A 15,385-nucleotide genomic window follows, 5' to 3' on the forward strand; every position below is an offset into this window, starting at 1 on the left:
GTCGAGATGCCTGACAAAACTATAGTATAGCGATAACGACCTCCAGAGAAAGGGACCGACGATGGTTCAGATGATCACGGCTGCGGACGAGAAGCTCATCGCGGAGGCGTCCGCGCTGCTCGTCCGCGTGCACGATGCCGCCATTACGCGGGTCGCCGCCGCGGCGCTCGGGAAGTCGGGCGCGGTGCACCTCGGCGTCAGCCTCCGCTCCCCCCGCGTTAGCGTCTGCGCGGAGAGCACGGCCGTCGCGAACGCGAAGGCCGCCGGTGAAGAGGCGGTCGAGACGATCGTCGCCGTCGGCCTCGGCGAGGACGGGGTGCCAGTCGTGATCAACCCCTGCGGTGTGTGCCGCGAGCTGGTCCCGGCCGTCGCGCCCGGCGTGCGCGTGCTCGTGGACGACGGCGGCGACGTGGTCGCCGTCGGCTCCCCTGACCTCCTGCCGATGCCCTGGAAGCGGGCGCGCTCGTACGACTGAGCCCACCCGCTCCGCGAGGAGCGGTTCATCGCCAGGGAAGCGGCCGGCGCAGCACGTCGCCGATCAACTCCAGCACGCCGTCGAAGTCCATGTCGAAGATCACCCGGTGGAGGGGCCGCGTCTCCCCCTTCACCGGGTGCACGCCCGCGAGGTAACGGTCGCCGGTCTGCGGATCCTCGAAGGTCTGCAGCGGGCGCTGCACCGAGCCGGTCACCAGCTCCGGCCGCAGCAGGCTCGCCACGGCGAGGCTGTCGTTGATGCCCATGGTGCGCTTGCCGTCGGGCCGCGGGTAGGAGCGCGTGTAGAAGCCGGCGTAGTCGGCGCTGATCTTCGTGATCAGCTCCGCGGGTGCGAACCCGGTCGACGCGGCGATGTCCAGGAAGAACTCCTCCGGGACCATGGCCTGCCGCGTCACGTAGGGCCCGCACCAGGTGATGTCCCCCTTCCGCTTCGCGACCTCCTGGGCCGCATCGATGTCGAACGAGACGTTGGGATCGCGGGAGACGCGGAAGCGGCGATCCGCCCACGGCTCGGTGTCTTGGTAGAGCGCCGGGCCGAGCGTGCCGACGATGGTCGTGCTCCTCAGGCGCTCCATCAGCGCGGGGTCGGTCCGCAGTGCCGTCGCCAGGTTCGTCTGGGGCCCGAGCGCGACGTAGTCGATCTCGCCCTCGTGCGCGTCGACGAGGTCGAGGAGGATCGGGATGCCGTTCGGCTCGGCCGGCACCGGCGTCCGCGGTCGCAGGCCGGTGTTGCCGAACCCGTCGTCACCGTGGATGCCCGCCGACAGGCGCAGCTCCTGCTCCAGCGGCGCGTCGCAGCCGCGATAGACCGGCACGTCCTCGCGTCCGCAGGTGTCGAGCACATAGCGCGCGTTGTCGGCGGCGCGATCGCCGTACGTGTTGCCGAAGACGCTCAGCACGGCCAGGATCTCGACCTCGGGATCGGCCGCCAGCAGCATCAGGGCCAGGGCGTCGTCCACGCCGGTGTCGGTGTCGACCACCACTTTTCTCATCGTTCCAGTCTCCTTCTCGGTTCGATTCCCGCGAGCGGTCGTGCTCACGGTGTGCTCAGTCCGGCGGCGGCGAACGCGTCCTGCGCGGGGGCGCCCGTCAGGGCTCGGGCGAAGTCCTTCGCCGCGTCCGGCGCGCCGGTGCGGGCCCCGATGGCGAATCGGGCGTACGCCTGCAGCTCGTGCGGGATCGGCTCGACGATGTGCGGGCCGGCGACGGACCGCAGCTCGCTCACCTGCTGGATGGCGACCTCCGCACGGCCGTCGACGACGGCTTCGGCGGTCAGACCCGACTCGAAGCGCACGGCGCGCTCGTCGATGCGGTCCAGCAGGCCGCGCGTGCGGAGCACCTCCATGAAGTGGAGTCCGCTCGCTCCGGAGAGTGTGTAGGCGACGGCGCGGGCGGCGAGCAGATAGTCCAGGAACGTCGACGCCGACGGGTCGGCGGGGGCGGGGGTCGCGGGGAGCCGCGCGAACCCGACCGCCGAGACCGCGATGTCGGCGATCGCCTCCCTGTCGACCACGCCCTCGACGGCGAGGTCGCGGACGGACGACGAGACCCCGAGCACGAGGTCGGGCCGCTCCCCCGCACCGATCCGCTGCAGGAGCTTCGAGGTGGGCTCGAACGTCGCTTCGACGCGGACGCCGTGCGCGCGCTCGAACGCGGGGATGACGGTGTCGACGAGAGGCTGGCGGACGACGAGCCCGCTGTAGAGGGTGATCACGGCGTGAGGGCCTTTCCGGTCGGGGCGGCGGACCGCGGGGCGGCGGACCGTAGGGCGGCGACCTGCGCATCGGAGAGCGGCGCCGTCGGCAGTCCGCGGGTGAGGAGGAAGAGCTGGGCGGTGTGCTCGAGCTCCTCGAGGGCGTCGAGGGCCGCATCGAGGTCGGCGCCCGCCACGACGGGGCCGTGGTTGCGCAGCAGGAGGGCGTGGGAGGCGCGCGCGGCATCCTCGACGGCCGCGGTCGCTGCGGGATCGCCGGGGGCCGCGTACGGCAGCAGCCGCAGCGATCCGACGCGCATCCCGTAGTAGGCGGTCAGCGGAGGGAGAGGCCGCTCGGGATCGAGCCCGTCCAGGCACGACAGGGCGGCGGAATGCACCGAGTGGGTGTGCACGACGGCATTCGCCTCGGGGCGCACCCGCAGCATCGCGACGTGCAGGAACGCCTCCTTCGTCGGCCGGGGGCCGGCCAGATGGCGCCCGCTCGCATCCACCACGGAGAGCGCATCGGCTCGTACCTCACCGAGGCTGACGCCGGTGGGCGTGACCAGCACGCGATCCCCGTCGCGCACGGCGAGGTTGCCGGTGCGTCCGTGTGTGAGTCCGCGGCGGTGGATGTCGTGAGCCACGCGCTCGATGGCTGCGGCGGCGGTCATGCGTCCGCCCCGATCACGGCCGGGTCTCGGAGGGCGACGTCGACGAACAGTCCGGGCTCGCCGAAGTTGCCCGACTTCAGCACGAGATGGAGGTCGTGCGCGACGTCGTGGATCCAGGGTGCGCCGAGCGCCGCCTCCTCCCCCACGACCGCGACCCGCGTCCCGAGGGCGTGGATCACCGCGCCGGAGGTCTCGCCTCCGGCGACGAGCAGGCGCGTGACACCGTGTTCTGCGAGCCCGTGGGCGATCAGCCCCGCCACCTCTTCGTAGAGCTCCGCGGCTCCGTCGACGGAGGCGTCCCGTTCCTCCGCCGTGCTGGAGGAGTAGAGGAGTGCCGACGCGGTCGCGGGCAGTCGGTCCCACCAGGCGAGCGCCTGTTGGGCCAGCCCGGCCGCGGTGTCGCCGGATGCCGCGACGACCTTGTACGTCGGCGCGCCCTCCTCCCGGAAGCGAGCGATCTGCTCCAGGGTGCGCCGCGAGCAGCTTCCGGCGATGATCGCCGTTCGGGCTGCGGGCGGACGGGTTGCCGAGGCATCGGATCGGGGGCGACGACGGGCGATCGCTCCGATCAGTCCCGCCGAGCCCGCGATCAGGGGCGCGTCGCCGATCGCCTCGGCGAGCGCCGCGAGGTCGTCCTCGGACACGGCGTCCGCGACCAGGTGGGTCGTGCCGCCCGTCTCGGCGGCGGTGATCGTCTCGCGGATGAGCTCGGCGCCGGCCCGCACGATGTCGAGGGGCAGCAGCCCGACCGGCCGCTCGGCCTGCGGCGCCAGGAGGCGCGGCACGGACGAGTCCCGCATGGGGGTGATCGGGTGCTCGCGCATGTGCGTCTCGTTCAGCAGGGTGTCCCCGACGAAGAGGTGCCCCTGGTAGACGGTCCGGCCGTGCAGCGGAGCGGCGGGCGTCGTCACGACGGTCCGCGCCCCGAGCCGCACGGCCAGAGCTTCGGTGACCGGCCCGATGTTTCCCTCCGGAGTGGAGTCGAACGTCGAGCAGTACTTGAGGTAGAACTGGTCCGCCCCGACCCGCTGCAGGGCGTCGAGCGCGGTGAGGCTCTGGGCGACCGCGTCGGCGGCCGGGAGCGAGCGCGTCTTCAATCCGATCACGACGGCGTCGGCGTCGATCACGACCTCGTGGTCGTCCACCTCGGCGGTGAGGGTCAGGAGGGTGCGCAGCCCGGCGCGGCTCAGCGCGGCCGCGACGTCGGTCGCTCCGGTCACGTCGTCGGCGATGACGCCGATCATCGGGACTCCTCGGCGATCTCGGTGGCCAGCCGGCGGGCGGCCGCACTCGGGCCGTCCAGGACGGGCGCCCCGAACCGCGCTGCGAGGGCGCCCGCCGCCGCGGCCAGGGAGTACTGCCCGAGCACGACGAGGTCGTACGGTTCAGCGACACCGGCGATGGCCGCCCCGAGCACCTCGTCGAGGCTCTCGCCCTGCGGGGGACGCGCCGCTGCGCGCACGACCAGCGGCGTGACCGACGCAGCCGAGCCGGATGCGGCCAGCACGGCCGAGAGTCGGCCGGCGCTGTCGGCCGCCGCGGATTCGAGCGATGCGACGAGCAGGATCCGTGATGCCTGTTGCTCCGCCGCCTCCGCGAAGAGCGGGCCGTCGGCGGAGAGCACCGCGACCCGATCGGTCGCGCGGTCGCGCACGTCGGCCCGGGTGCCGAACTGCGAACACGTCAGCAGGACGCCGTCCGCGCCGCCGGCCAGGGCGAGCTCGATGAGATCGTCCATGCGGGCGGCCAGCGGTGCCGTGATACCACCCTGCTCCTCGGCGTCGGCGAGCAGCCGGTCGTCCAGGAGGTTCCAGACGGTCGTGTCCGGCAGGGCCGTCGCGATCGCAGCGGCAGCAGGGGGGATGGCGAGCGGGGTCGCGCTGATCAATGCGATCTTCGTCATCGTGCGATCCTCTCGGTCCAGGCGAGGCCGTCGAGCGTGCCGGCGACGGGGCCGTACTCGCAGCCGACCCATCCGTCGTACGGGCTGGCGGCGATCCGCGCCAGGACGCGGTCGAACGCGATCTCGCCGGTGCCGGGCTCGCCCCGGCCCGGGTTGTCGGCGATCTGGATGTGGGCGATGCGCGGCAGGAGGCGCTCGAACCGGTCGATCAGGTTCCCGCCGTCGACCTGCGCGTGATAGACGTCGAACAGCACGCCGACGGTCTCGGGATCGACGGCCTCCGCCACTGCGGCCGCGGTCTCCATCGAGGCGAGTCCGTATCGGGGCTGATCGCGCTTGTTGATGGGCTCGAGCGCAACACGCACGCCGGCGGCGCGGGCCTGCTCGGCGGCCCAGCCGATGTTGGCGACGTAGGTCGCGAGGGCGAGATCGGGATCCGCGTCGGCGGGACGCAGCCCGGACATCACATGGATGACCGGGGTGTCGAGCACCGCCGCGTACTCCAATGCCCGGAGCACCCCCTCCCGGAACTCCTCCCGGGCACCGGGCACGTACGCCGCACCCATGATCGTGGCCGATCCCGCCGGCCCCGCCGGTGTGTTGATGAGCACCTGCTCCAGTCCGGCGTCGTCCAGCAGCCGGCGTACGGTCCCGGCCGGGAGCTCGTACGGCGATGCGAACTCCACGCCGGTGAACCCCGCTCGGGCGGCGGCGTCGAAACGCTGCTCGAACGGCACCTCGGTGAAGAGCCATTTCAGGTTCGCCGCGAGCCGCACCGGCCCGGCGGTGGTCTCGACGATCACGCCGGCACCGCCTGGTAGTCGGGGTTGACGACGAACTGCGGGGCCCCGCCACCGAGCACGCCGATGACGTTCGCCGCGGCCATCCGCCCGGACTCGCCGCGTGCTTCGCGGGTCGCGCCGGCGACGTGCGTCGTGGCGAGGATGCCGGGAGTGTGGAGCAGCGGGCTGTCCGCCGGGAGCGGCTCGGCGGCGAAGACGTCGAGAGCCGCGCCCCCGATGATCCCGTCGCGCACCGCGGCGACGAGCGCGTCCTCGTCCACGATGCCACCGCGCGCCGTGTTGATCAGGATCGCGTCGTCCTTCATCGCCGCCAGCCGCCGGGCATCGATCAGGTTGCGCGTCGAGTCGTCGAGGAAGAGGTGCAGGGTGATGACGTCGGCCTCGGCCACGACCTCGTCGAGGGTGGCGCGACGGATGCCGTTGGCAGCCGCGAACGCCTCGTCGAAATGCGGGTCGTAGGCGAGGACGTCCATCCCGAAGCCGGCGGCGATCCTCGCGACGGCCTTGCCGATCGAGCCGAGGCCGAGGATGCCGAGGGTCGCCCCGTGCAGCTCGCGGCCTGTCAGCTGCTGCCACGTGCCGTCGGCGAGGTTGGCGATGTTCTCCGGCACCCGCCGCGCGACGGCGAGCATCAGGGCGAACACGTGCTCGGCGACGGCCTGACGGTTGGCGCCGGCCGTCACGCACACCGGCACGCCGGCGGCCGTGGCGGTCGCGACGTCGACGCTGTCGTAGCCGACGCCGGTGCGCACGATGACCTCGAGGCGGGTGGCGGCCTGCAGCTCCTCGGCGCGCAGCGGCTGGGTGCCGGCGATGATCGCCCGCACCTGCGACAGCAGCAGCGAACGCTCCGCCCGCGGGCGGGCGAGGAGGTCCGGCTCGTGCCGGGTGGCCAGTCCGGCCTCCCGCAGCGCATGGTCGACCTCGTCGCCCGGGTGCAGGAACGCGGTGGTGATCAGGACATCGATGGGCTCGGTGGTGTCGCTCACCAGATCCCTCCTTCGTAGTCGGATGCGGTGAACGCGCCACCGTGGAACAGCGGGGCGCTGGTGTCGGGGTCGATGGCGCCGGCGTGATCGGCGGCGTCGTCCTGCGGGGTGTAGCCGATGGCCTCCCAGCCGGCGCGGCCGTCCCACCAGCCGCCGGTGTTCGCGGAGGCGCCGTACACGACCTGGCAGCCCACCGGTCCGCTCTCGATCGCGCAGCGGGTCAGCTCGATGCCGTCGCGCCAGCTCAGCCAGAGGGCGAGCTGCCGCACGTCCTCCGGCTCGGGACGGAACGTGCCGATCCGGAGGATCACCGACTCCACGCCCCACTTGTCGTGATACAGGCTGGCGAGCGCCTCGCCGAACGCTTTCGAGACGCCGTAGTAGGTGTCGGGGCGCAGCGTCGCGGTCTCGTCCAGCACCTCGGTGGCGGGGTGGAACCCGATGACGTGGTTCGAGCTGGCGTAGACGACACGGCGCACACCCGCCCGGCGCGCGGCCTCGTAGACGTTGTACGTCCCGTCGATGTTCGCCGCACGCACCTCGCGGAAGGGGGCTTCGTCGGCGACGCCGCCGAAGTGGGCGATGACGTCGACTCCCTTGGCGGCCTCCACCAGGGCATCCAGGTCGGCGAGGTCGCCGACGACGACCTCCTCACCGGGATGCAGCGGCTCCTCCGGCTGACTGCGTGCGAAGAGCACCACCCGGTCGTAGCGGCCGGACAGTCCGTCGCGGATCACCCGGCCCATGCGGCCGGTGCCGCCGGTGTAGAGCACTGTGGTCATCGTCGTCCCTTCGTCGTGGTGCAGCTCATCCGATGCTGCGGTCCTCTTCGCCGCGCGCTCCGTCGGCGAAGTAGCCGATGGAGGCGCGCTGCGGGCGCACGCGCTCGACCGTCCCGCCGTCGAGCCGCAGCCCGACGTCGTGGCCCGGCACCAGCACACCTGCGGTGTCGGTCAGCAGCGAGCGCAGGCGGTCGATGGTGGCGACGCTGGCGTCGGCGTCCATCGTCGAGTCCGCTCGAGCGGTGCTGAGCTCGTGGATGTTCTTCACGGCGTCGCCGGCGAAGATCAGCCGGTCGTCCGTGCTCTCGGCGAAGAACGCCAGATGGTTCGGGGTGTGACCGGGGCTGGCGATCGTGTGTATGCCCGGGAGGACCTCCTGCCCGGCCGACATCCGCTCGACGCCGTCGGTGCGCCGCAGCAGCTCGCGCACGTGGAGGTCGGGGATGAACGTCGTGCCGGGAGGCTGCTCGGCCGCCCAGGCGAGTTCGGCCTCCCCCACCCAGGTCGTCGCGTTCTCGAACATCGTGAAGTTCGCGACGTGGTCCCAGTGGAGATGCGTGATGAGCACGTCGGTGACGTCGGCCGCGGTGAGACCGTGGCGGGCCAGCCCCTCGTGGATGAGCGGGATGTACGCGGGCTGTCCCGCGTCGATCAGCACGCGCCGGGTGCCGTCGTCGAGCAGCCACAGACTGCTCCAGCCGAAGGCGCCGTGCGAGTGCGACTTGCCGGGGAACCCGTCGACGATCGGGTGCGCGGTGTATATGGTCACGCCGTCGTCCTCTCTCCGCTTCGTTACGAAAACTATAGTATAGCGACGACAGGGCGGAGTCAAAGCTCCTTGGTGCCCCTCAGGGTGCTGGGGTCAGCGGGCGAGCAGGCGCTCCGCGGCTCCCGCGATGTGCGTCCGCATCGCGGCATCTGCGGCGTCGGCGTCTCCCGCGGCGAGCGCGTCGAAGATCTCGCGGTGCTCCGGAGCCGCCCCCTGGGCACCCGTGCGGCCGAACTTCGAGAACAGCCGGAAGCGCTGGATCTGGCCACCGAGGGCCGCGTACGCGAGTTCGAGGAACTTGTTGCCGGCCTGCGCCGCGATGAGCATGTGGAAGCGGTCGTCCGAGCGCCAGTAGAGGTCGAACCCCTCGGTCTCGAGGTCGGCCACCTCGGCGGAACGCTCGAAGTCGTCCAGCGTCTCGCGGAGCGCGTCGACGAACTCGCTGGTGCTCCGCAGGGCCGCCTCGCGGGCGAGCGTCGGCTCCAGCTGGAGGCGCGCCTCCTTCAGCTGCTCGACCTCGTCCCGCGTCATGGCCGGTGCGACGCGGTAGCCGCGCAGCGCCTCGCGCTCGACGAGGCCGGTGTGCTCCAACCGGGCGAGAGCTTCGCGCAGCGGCGTCTGGCTGACGGCGAGTTCGCGCGAGAGCGCGCCGATGTTGAGGCTCTCGCCCGCGGCACGCTCGCCCGACATGAACTGGTGGAGGAGCACCTCGTACATCTGATCGGCGATCGGCTGCCTCAGTGAAATCCGCTCAACCATCCATGACCCCTGTTCGAAAATCAGCCGCCCGACCGCCCTGCCGGCGCCGGCGGACCGGCATCGCCCGATTCTATCGCCCTGCCTCCGGCCGGGATGCCCGCCCACATTCGTGCCGAATGTCGCGTTTGGCCGGGCCAAAGTCGACATTCGGCACGAATGTGCGCCGGCGTCAGAAGATCTCGACGTACTCCTCGGGCGGCCCGAGCTCGGGGCGCGAGCGGAACTCGATGCGCTCCCCCGAGTGCTCCAGCTCGAGCACGGTCACGGTGTTGACGCCGGCCACGAGCGCGGGCGCGGGGACGTAGAGCGTCACCTGCGGCCCGATCTCCCAGTAGCGGCCGAGCAGGAGGCCGTTCACCCAGACGAAGCCCTTGCCGAAGCCGGGCAGCGCGAGGAAGGCGTCGGCGGGCTCGCCGTCGCCGAGCGTGAACAGCGCCGTCGAGAAGCCCGCGGCAGCACCAGCACCCGCCCCCGCGCCAGCACGCGCATCCGCCAACCCCGCGACCTCGTCCTGCGTCCACTCGTCCAGCGGCAGCGCCCGCGCGGTCCAGCCGTGCACGAGCCGGCGGCCGATCTGCACCCCGCCCAGGATGCCCTTGCCCTGCCCGAGCAGCGGCCCGTAGTTGATGCGCCCCTGGTTCTCGACCAGGATCTCCAGCTGCACCCGCTCGCCGCGGCCGGTCACCGGGAGCGAGCCGTCCGCGTCCAGGATGCCGACGAGCACGCCGTCGACGAAGAACTGCGCGCGGTCGTGCAGGCCGCTGACGGTGACCGTGTTCTCGCCGCGCGGCAGGCGAGGGGTCGCGGTGTAGAGCACGAGCCCCGCGGGGAGGCCGAGCTCCTCGAAGCTCGGCGGCGTGGCCCCGGAGATGGCGGGAGGAACGGTGCGCAGCGCCTCCAGCAGCCCGGCGCCCGGCGTCACCGGCACGGCGCGCGGGTCCAGGATGCGCGGGTCGGCCGGCACCGGCAGCTCGCGCCCGCCCGCGGCGACGAACCGCTCCCGGAACGCGTGGAACTTCGGCGTGACCGCGCCATGCTCGGCGATCGGCGCGTCCGAGTCGTAGCTGGTGACCGTGGGCTGCAGGCGGCCGTCGTGGTTCGCGCCCGCCCAGAGCCCGAAGTTGGTGCCGCCGTGCGCCATGTAGAGACTGACCGAGCCGTCGGCGTCGAGGATCTCGCCGAGCGTCGCGTCCGCGCTCGGCACGGTGCGCACGTGGTGCCGCTCGCCCCAGTGGTCGAACCAGCCGTTCCAGAACTCGGCGCAGAGCAGCGGTTCGCCGTCGCGGCGCGCGCGCAGCAGTCCGAACGCCTCCCCGGCCCGCGTGCCGAAAGTCGCCGTGGCCAGCACGCCCGGGAGGCTGCCGCCGTCGAGCATGAGATCGGTCGGGCCGTCCGCGGTGTACAGCAGCTCGGTCGCGCCGCGGGCGACGAGCGCATCCCGCAGCCAGGCCAGGTAGTCGCCGTCGTCGCCGTAGCTGCCGTATTCGTTCTCGACCTGGAAGGCGACGACCGGTCCGCCGTTCGCGACCTGCAGGGCGGCGAGACGCGGGATGAGGTCGTCGAACCAGGCGGCGACGGCGTCGAGGAAGGCGGGCTCCGAGCTGCGGGCGCGCATCCCGACCCGTGCCGTGAGCCATGCGGGCAGGCCTCCGTTGTCCCACTCGGCGCAGATGTATGGTCCCGGGCGCACGATGACGTCGAGCCCGATCTCGCCGGCCAGCGCGATGAACGCCTCCAGATCGCACCAGCCGTCGAACGACGCCGGCCGGTCCGCGCGGCGCTGGTGGAAGTTCCACGCCACGTAGGTGTCGACCGTGTTGAGGCCGAGCGCGGCGAGCCGCTCCAGCCGGTCCCGCCACTGCGCGGGATGCACGCGGAAGTAGTGCAGCGAGCCCGAGAGCACCTGGTGGGGAACGCCGCCGCGCAGCAGCACCCCGTCCTCGTACGTCAGGAGGGAGGCGGTCGCCGTCAGGGTCGCGTCGGCGCGCGTCACTTCACCGCTCCCGCGGTCATCCCGGCCCGCCAGAAGCGCTGCAGGGCGAGGAACGCGATGATCAGCGGCACGACCGAGACCAGCGAGCCGATCACCACGAGCGGCGGCGGAACGGCGACGTGGCTGGCGTTCCAGCCGACCAAGCCCACCGTCACCGGCTGCATGTGGTCGTCGCCGAGCACCATCGCGGGCAGGAGGTAGTTGTTCCAGATCTCGACGAACTGGAACAGGAAGATCGTCACGAGCGCCGGCAGCATCATCTTGGTCGAGATGGCGCGGAAGATGCGGAACTCGCTCGCGCCGTCGATCCGGCCGGCCTCGATCACCTCGTCCGGCACCGACTGGGCGGCGAAGACGCGCGCCAGGTAGACGCCGAACGGGCTGACGATGCTCGGGAGGAGCACGGCGAGCGGGTTGTTGATCAGGTGCACCCCCGAGAACATCAGATAGAGCGGGAGCGTGAACAGGATCTTCGGCACGAGCACCGCCGCCAGGATCACGCCGAACAGCGCGCCGCGGCCGGGGAAGTCGTACTTGGCCAGCGCGTAGCCGCCCATCGCGGAGAGGAGGGTGCCGATCGCGGCGCCGAGGCCGCAGTAGATCAGGCTGTTCAGCATCCACTGCCAGAAGATGCCGTCACCCTGCGCGGTGAGCCGGGCGAGGTTGTCCCACAGGCCGAAGCCGTCGAACCACAGGCCGTTGCCCGAGAACTGCTCGCCGAACGGCTTGGTCGCCGCGACCAGCAGCCACCAGAGCGGGAAGAGGAAGTAGACGGTGGAGACGGCGAGCAGCACCATCACGATGGTGCGGCTGAGCGGAGTGGTGTCCCGCCGCGGGCTGAGGAGGGTCACGCCTTGTCCCCTTTGCTGGTGAGTCGGAAGAACACGAACGAGATCACGCCGACGATCACCGCGAGGATGACGGACTGGGCGGCGGCGTACGGGTAGTTGCCCGCGCCGACGGCGGCCTGCGCCGACATGATCGGGGTGAAGGTGGAGGAGACGGATCCGCCGGAGATCGGCTGCAGCACCGTCGGCTCGTTGTAGAGCTGCGCCGAGCCGATGATCGAGAAGACGGCCGTCAGGATGATCGCGCTGCGCACCATCGGGATCTTCACGCTCCACGCGGTGCGGAACGCCGACGCGCCGTCGAGCTTCGCCGCCTCCAGCACCTCGGCCGGGATGGACTGCAGCGCGGCGTAGATGATGATCATGTTGTAGCCGGTCCAGCTCCAGGTGACGATGTTCGCCACCGACCACAGCACGGTGCCGTCGTCGAAGAAGGGCAGCTGGATGCCGAGGGGCTCCAGGATGTGGTTGATCGGGCTCGAGGTGGTCGAGTACATGAACGACCAGACCAGCGCGGCGCTCACGCCCGGGATGGCGTACGGCAGGAAGCTCGACAGCCGGAAGAAGCCCTTGCCTCGCGCCGACTTCGAGTCGATCAGCAGGGCGAGCACCAGCGCGAGGCCGAGCATGACCGGCACCTGCACGACGCCGAACAGCGCGACCCGGCCGAGCGAGGCGACGAAGTCGGGGTCGCCGAAGGCGTGCGCGTAGTTCGCGAACGGGTCGAACTCCTGCGTCGGCGCGGTCAGGCCGAGCCCCGAGCGCTTGACCGTGAACAGGCTGCTCACGAACGCGTAGACGATCGGGGCGACGTTCAGCGCGGCGAACAGCACCACGAACGGCCCGAGGAAGAGCAGCGGCGCGCGCCAGCTGAACGAGCGGCGCGGTCGGCGCGGCTTCCTCGGCGCCCGCGAGGCCGCCGGTCCTGCCGGTCCCGCCGGTGGGGTCGCCCGGTACTCGGCGACATCCAGGTCGGTCACGATTCCTTCTCTCTGCGCACGGTCGCCCGTGCAGTCTCACGACGGGATGCGGCGATCCGTCCCTGATCGGACCGCCGCATCCCTCGCCCCAGTGTCGCCGTCGGCTCCTACTCGGAGACCTTCAGCCCCTGCTTCTTCAGCTCGGCGACGGTCTTGTCCTGCGCGCTCTTCAGCGCGTCGGTGATCGTCCCCTGACCGGCCCACGCCTTGCCGAGCCCGTCGTCCAGGTCGGCGGCGGTCTTCGTCATGACCGGGCCCCAGGTCCAGTCGGGGTTCACGTGCGGCGCCGCGTCGGCGAACACGTCGAAGATCTTCTGGCCGCCGAAGTACGGGTCGGCCTCGGTGAGGGCGGGCAGGTCGCTCAGGCCGGTGGCGGCCGGGTAGAGGCCCGCCTTCTGCACGAGCGTGTTGTAGGTGTCCTTGTCGGTGCTCATCCAGTGCGCGAACTCCCACGCGGCCTTCGCGTTCGAGCAGCCCTTGAGCACGGCGGTGGCCGAGCCGCCGGCGTTGCCGACCTGGTCGTCGCCGGCGGACCACTGCGGCATCGGGGCGACCGCCCACTTGCCGGAGGCGTCCGCGGCGCCGCCCTTGATGACGCCCGCCTGCCAGACGGCGCCGACGACGGTGGCGATGCTGCCGTCGCCGAGGCCGGTGTACCAGGCCTGGTCGTACATCGGGGCGCTGCTGATCAGGCCCTCCGAGACGAGGCCCTGCCAGTAGTCGGCGACCTTCGCGTTGGCGTCGGAGGCCATCGTCACCTTCCAGGAGTCGCCGTCGACGTCGAACCACTTCGCGCCGGTCTGCCAGGCGAGGCCGGCGTAGTCGTAGTCGAGGTACGGCGACGAGATGAACTTCTTCGGGTCGGACGCGTGGATCTTCTCGGCGTCGGCCTTGTACTCGTCCCAGGTGGCCGGGGCGCTCAGGCCGAGCGAGTCGAAGAGCTCCTTGTTGTAGAACAGGCCCATGGGGCCGGTGTCGACCGGGGCGCCGTAGACGGCGTCGCCGATGCTGACCGACTTCCACGCGGCGGGCTGGAAGTCCTTCTCGTCGGCCTTCGCGTAACTCGCGACGTCTTCGAGCGCGCCCTGCGCGGCGAAGCTCGGGAGGGTCTCGTAGCCGACCTGCGCGAGGCAGGGGGCGTTGTTCGCGGTGACGGCGTTGAGCATCTTCTGGTAGCCGCCCTTGGAGCCGGGCTGCACCTCCTGATACTTCACGACGACGTCCTTGTGGGAGGCGTTGAACGCCTTGACCGCGTCGGCGTAGCCCGGGGCCCAGCCCCAGAACGTGACCGTCGCCGGTGCGGAGTCGGACGAGCCGGAACCGGATCCCCCGGAGCACCCGGCCAGACTCATCAGACCGAGCGCGACCGCCCCCGCCGCGCCCGTCAAACGGATTGCTGCTGACTTCTTCACTGCCTCTCCTTTGAACACAGACACCCTTCAGCGGGTTCGAGAAGCGAGTGTCGCACAGAATGATACCGATAACAACCCGCGTGACCCGAAGGGGGTAATCGGGATGAAAAACTCCGTAGTCCGGCCGATGCGGCCGTTATCATTGCATGCATGAGTACTACCGACGGGCGTGACGCTGCGCCGAAGCCGCCCGGGATGACGGACGTCGCGCGGGTGGCGGGCGTCTCCGCCCAGACCGTCTCGCGCGCGCTCAGCGGCCACCCCAACGTGCAGGAGAAGACCCGCGCGAAGGTGCTCGCCGCCGTCGAGCAGCTGGGCTACCGCATGAACAACGCCGCGCGCATGCTCTCCTCCGGGCACAGCCGCACCCTCGGGATCGTGCTGCTGCAGACCGGCTTCTACTCCCGTACGGCGGTGACGGTCGGCGTCGAGGCCGCCGCGCGCGACGCCGGTTACGCGGTCAGCGCCGCCACCTGCCCGTCGCTGGACCCCTCCGCGATCGAGGAGGCCATGTCGCGCCTCGCCGACCAGGGGGTCGAGGGCATCGTGCTGGCGTTGCCGCTCATCCACGTGACCAAGGGCATCGAGGAGCTCACCCGCTCCATCCCGACCATCACCATCGACGGCTCGCGCACGTCGACGACCGAGATCGTCGCGGTCGACCAGTCCCAGGCGGCCCGGCTCGCCACGCAGCACCTGCTCGACCTGGGCCACGAGACCGTCTGGCACGTCTCCGGCCCCACGGAATGGCTGGATGCGGTCAGTCGCAGCGAGGGGTGGCGCAGCACGCTCGAAGCCGCCGGCATCACGCCTCCGCCGGAACTGAAGGGCGACTGGTCGCCCGCCTCCGGGTACCAGAACGGCCTCATCCTGGGCCGGATCCCGGATGTGACGGCCGTGTTCGTCTCGAGCGACGAGATGGCGTTCGGCGTGATCCGCGCCTTCCACGAGCTGGGCCGCCGCATCCCCGAGGACATCTCCGTCGTCGGCGTCGACGACATCACCCTCGCCGAGTACTGCTCGCCATCGCTCACCACCGTGGCGCAGCCCTTCGACGAGATGGGACGCCTGGCGGTCGAGCACCTCCTGCGCTACATCACGGAGCCCGGGACCACGCTCGCGCCCGCCTCGGTCGAGCCGACGCTCGTGGTGCGCGCGTCGAGCGGGCCGGCGCCCGCCGCGGGCTGACTCGCACCCGCGATTTCGGAATCACCTGAACGCTGCTAGCGGTAACAGGGGGTTCCCGTCATGGCTTTAATCCCCTAGTGTTATCGATGCCATACGG

16 protein-coding genes are annotated in these 15,385 nt (G+C 71.3%); 2 read left to right on the forward strand and 14 right to left on the reverse strand.

What is annotated here, in order from left to right; all coding sequences use genetic code 11:
• The first annotated feature begins 61 nt into the window (after nt 1-61).
• Nucleotides 62-475 (forward strand): cytidine/deoxycytidylate deaminase family protein, encoded by a 414-nt coding sequence (locus tag FHX33_RS20390; RefSeq protein ID WP_021763601.1) that lies wholly within the window; start codon nt 62-64, stop codon nt 473-475.
• Nucleotides 476-500: 25 nt separating this feature from the next.
• Here FHX33_RS20390 and FHX33_RS20395 read toward each other — a convergent pair whose 3' ends face one another.
• The 14 genes from FHX33_RS20395 to FHX33_RS20460 form a co-directional block, all read right to left on the reverse strand.
• Nucleotides 501-1,487, reverse strand: a complete 987-nt coding sequence (locus FHX33_RS20395; protein WP_021763600.1) for a nucleoside hydrolase — start codon at nt 1,485-1,487, stop codon at nt 501-503.
• 44 nt (nt 1,488-1,531) lie between these two features.
• Nucleotides 1,532-2,209, reverse strand: a complete 678-nt coding sequence (locus FHX33_RS20400) for a substrate-binding domain-containing protein (protein WP_021763599.1) — start codon at nt 2,207-2,209, stop codon at nt 1,532-1,534.
• On the reverse strand, nt 2,206-2,862 hold the full coding sequence (locus FHX33_RS20405; RefSeq protein WP_183428918.1) for a class II aldolase/adducin family protein: 657 nt from the start codon (nt 2,860-2,862) through the stop codon (nt 2,206-2,208). Before FHX33_RS20405 ends, FHX33_RS20400 begins: the two co-directional genes overlap by 4 nt.
• Nucleotides 2,859-4,106 (reverse strand): 3-oxo-tetronate kinase, encoded by a 1,248-nt coding sequence (gene otnK, locus FHX33_RS20410; RefSeq protein WP_021763596.1) that lies wholly within the window; start codon nt 4,104-4,106, stop codon nt 2,859-2,861. The genes FHX33_RS20405 and otnK overlap by 4 nt, the downstream gene beginning before the upstream one ends.
• The gene (locus FHX33_RS20415; RefSeq protein ID WP_021763595.1) at nt 4,103-4,765 is read right to left on the reverse strand and encodes a hypothetical protein; all 663 of its coding nucleotides are present in this window, start codon (nt 4,763-4,765) and stop codon (nt 4,103-4,105) included. The genes otnK and FHX33_RS20415 overlap by 4 nt, the downstream gene beginning before the upstream one ends.
• A complete protein-coding gene (locus tag FHX33_RS20420) occupies nt 4,762-5,568 on the reverse strand; it encodes a hydroxypyruvate isomerase family protein (protein ID WP_021763594.1) in 807 nt (268 codons plus the stop codon). The genes FHX33_RS20415 and FHX33_RS20420 overlap by 4 nt, the downstream gene beginning before the upstream one ends.
• The gene (locus FHX33_RS20425) at nt 5,565-6,557 is read right to left on the reverse strand and encodes a phosphoglycerate dehydrogenase (protein WP_021763593.1); all 993 of its coding nucleotides are present in this window, start codon (nt 6,555-6,557) and stop codon (nt 5,565-5,567) included. Before FHX33_RS20425 ends, FHX33_RS20420 begins: the two co-directional genes overlap by 4 nt.
• Nucleotides 6,554-7,339 (reverse strand): NAD-dependent epimerase/dehydratase family protein, encoded by a 786-nt coding sequence (locus FHX33_RS20430; RefSeq protein ID WP_021763592.1) that lies wholly within the window; start codon nt 7,337-7,339, stop codon nt 6,554-6,556. The genes FHX33_RS20425 and FHX33_RS20430 overlap by 4 nt, the downstream gene beginning before the upstream one ends.
• Before the next feature lie 25 nt (nt 7,340-7,364).
• Complete coding sequence (locus FHX33_RS20435; RefSeq protein ID WP_021763591.1) at nt 7,365-8,108, reverse strand: MBL fold metallo-hydrolase; 744 nt, start codon at nt 8,106-8,108, stop codon at nt 7,365-7,367.
• 93 nt (nt 8,109-8,201) lie between these two features.
• Nucleotides 8,202-8,867 (reverse strand): GntR family transcriptional regulator, encoded by a 666-nt coding sequence (locus FHX33_RS20440; RefSeq protein ID WP_021763590.1) that lies wholly within the window; start codon nt 8,865-8,867, stop codon nt 8,202-8,204.
• Between the two features lie 169 nt (nt 8,868-9,036).
• On the reverse strand, nt 9,037-10,860 hold the full coding sequence (locus FHX33_RS20445) for a glycoside hydrolase family 35 protein (RefSeq protein ID WP_338092057.1): 1,824 nt from the start codon (nt 10,858-10,860) through the stop codon (nt 9,037-9,039).
• Nucleotides 10,857-11,711: a carbohydrate ABC transporter permease gene (locus tag FHX33_RS20450; RefSeq protein WP_021763200.1), complete on the reverse strand. Its 855-nt coding sequence runs from the start codon at nt 11,709-11,711 to the stop codon at nt 10,857-10,859. Before FHX33_RS20450 ends, FHX33_RS20445 begins: the two co-directional genes overlap by 4 nt.
• Nucleotides 11,708-12,688, reverse strand: coding sequence for a carbohydrate ABC transporter permease (locus FHX33_RS20455; protein WP_248616258.1), 981 nt, complete (start codon nt 12,686-12,688; stop codon nt 11,708-11,710). Before FHX33_RS20455 ends, FHX33_RS20450 begins: the two co-directional genes overlap by 4 nt.
• Before the next feature lie 107 nt (nt 12,689-12,795).
• The gene (locus FHX33_RS20460) at nt 12,796-14,100 is read right to left on the reverse strand and encodes an extracellular solute-binding protein (RefSeq protein WP_211235402.1); all 1,305 of its coding nucleotides are present in this window, start codon (nt 14,098-14,100) and stop codon (nt 12,796-12,798) included.
• A gap of 150 nt (nt 14,101-14,250) precedes the next feature.
• Here FHX33_RS20460 and FHX33_RS20465 point away from each other — a divergent pair, with 150 nt between their 5' ends.
• Nucleotides 14,251-15,288, forward strand: coding sequence for a LacI family DNA-binding transcriptional regulator (locus FHX33_RS20465; protein WP_039922349.1), 1,038 nt, complete (start codon nt 14,251-14,253; stop codon nt 15,286-15,288).
• Nucleotides 15,289-15,385 lie beyond the last annotated feature (97 nt).

The organism is Leifsonia aquatica, from assembly GCF_014190775.1.
GTDB lineage: Bacteria > Actinomycetota > Actinomycetes > Actinomycetales > Microbacteriaceae > Leifsonia > Leifsonia aquatica.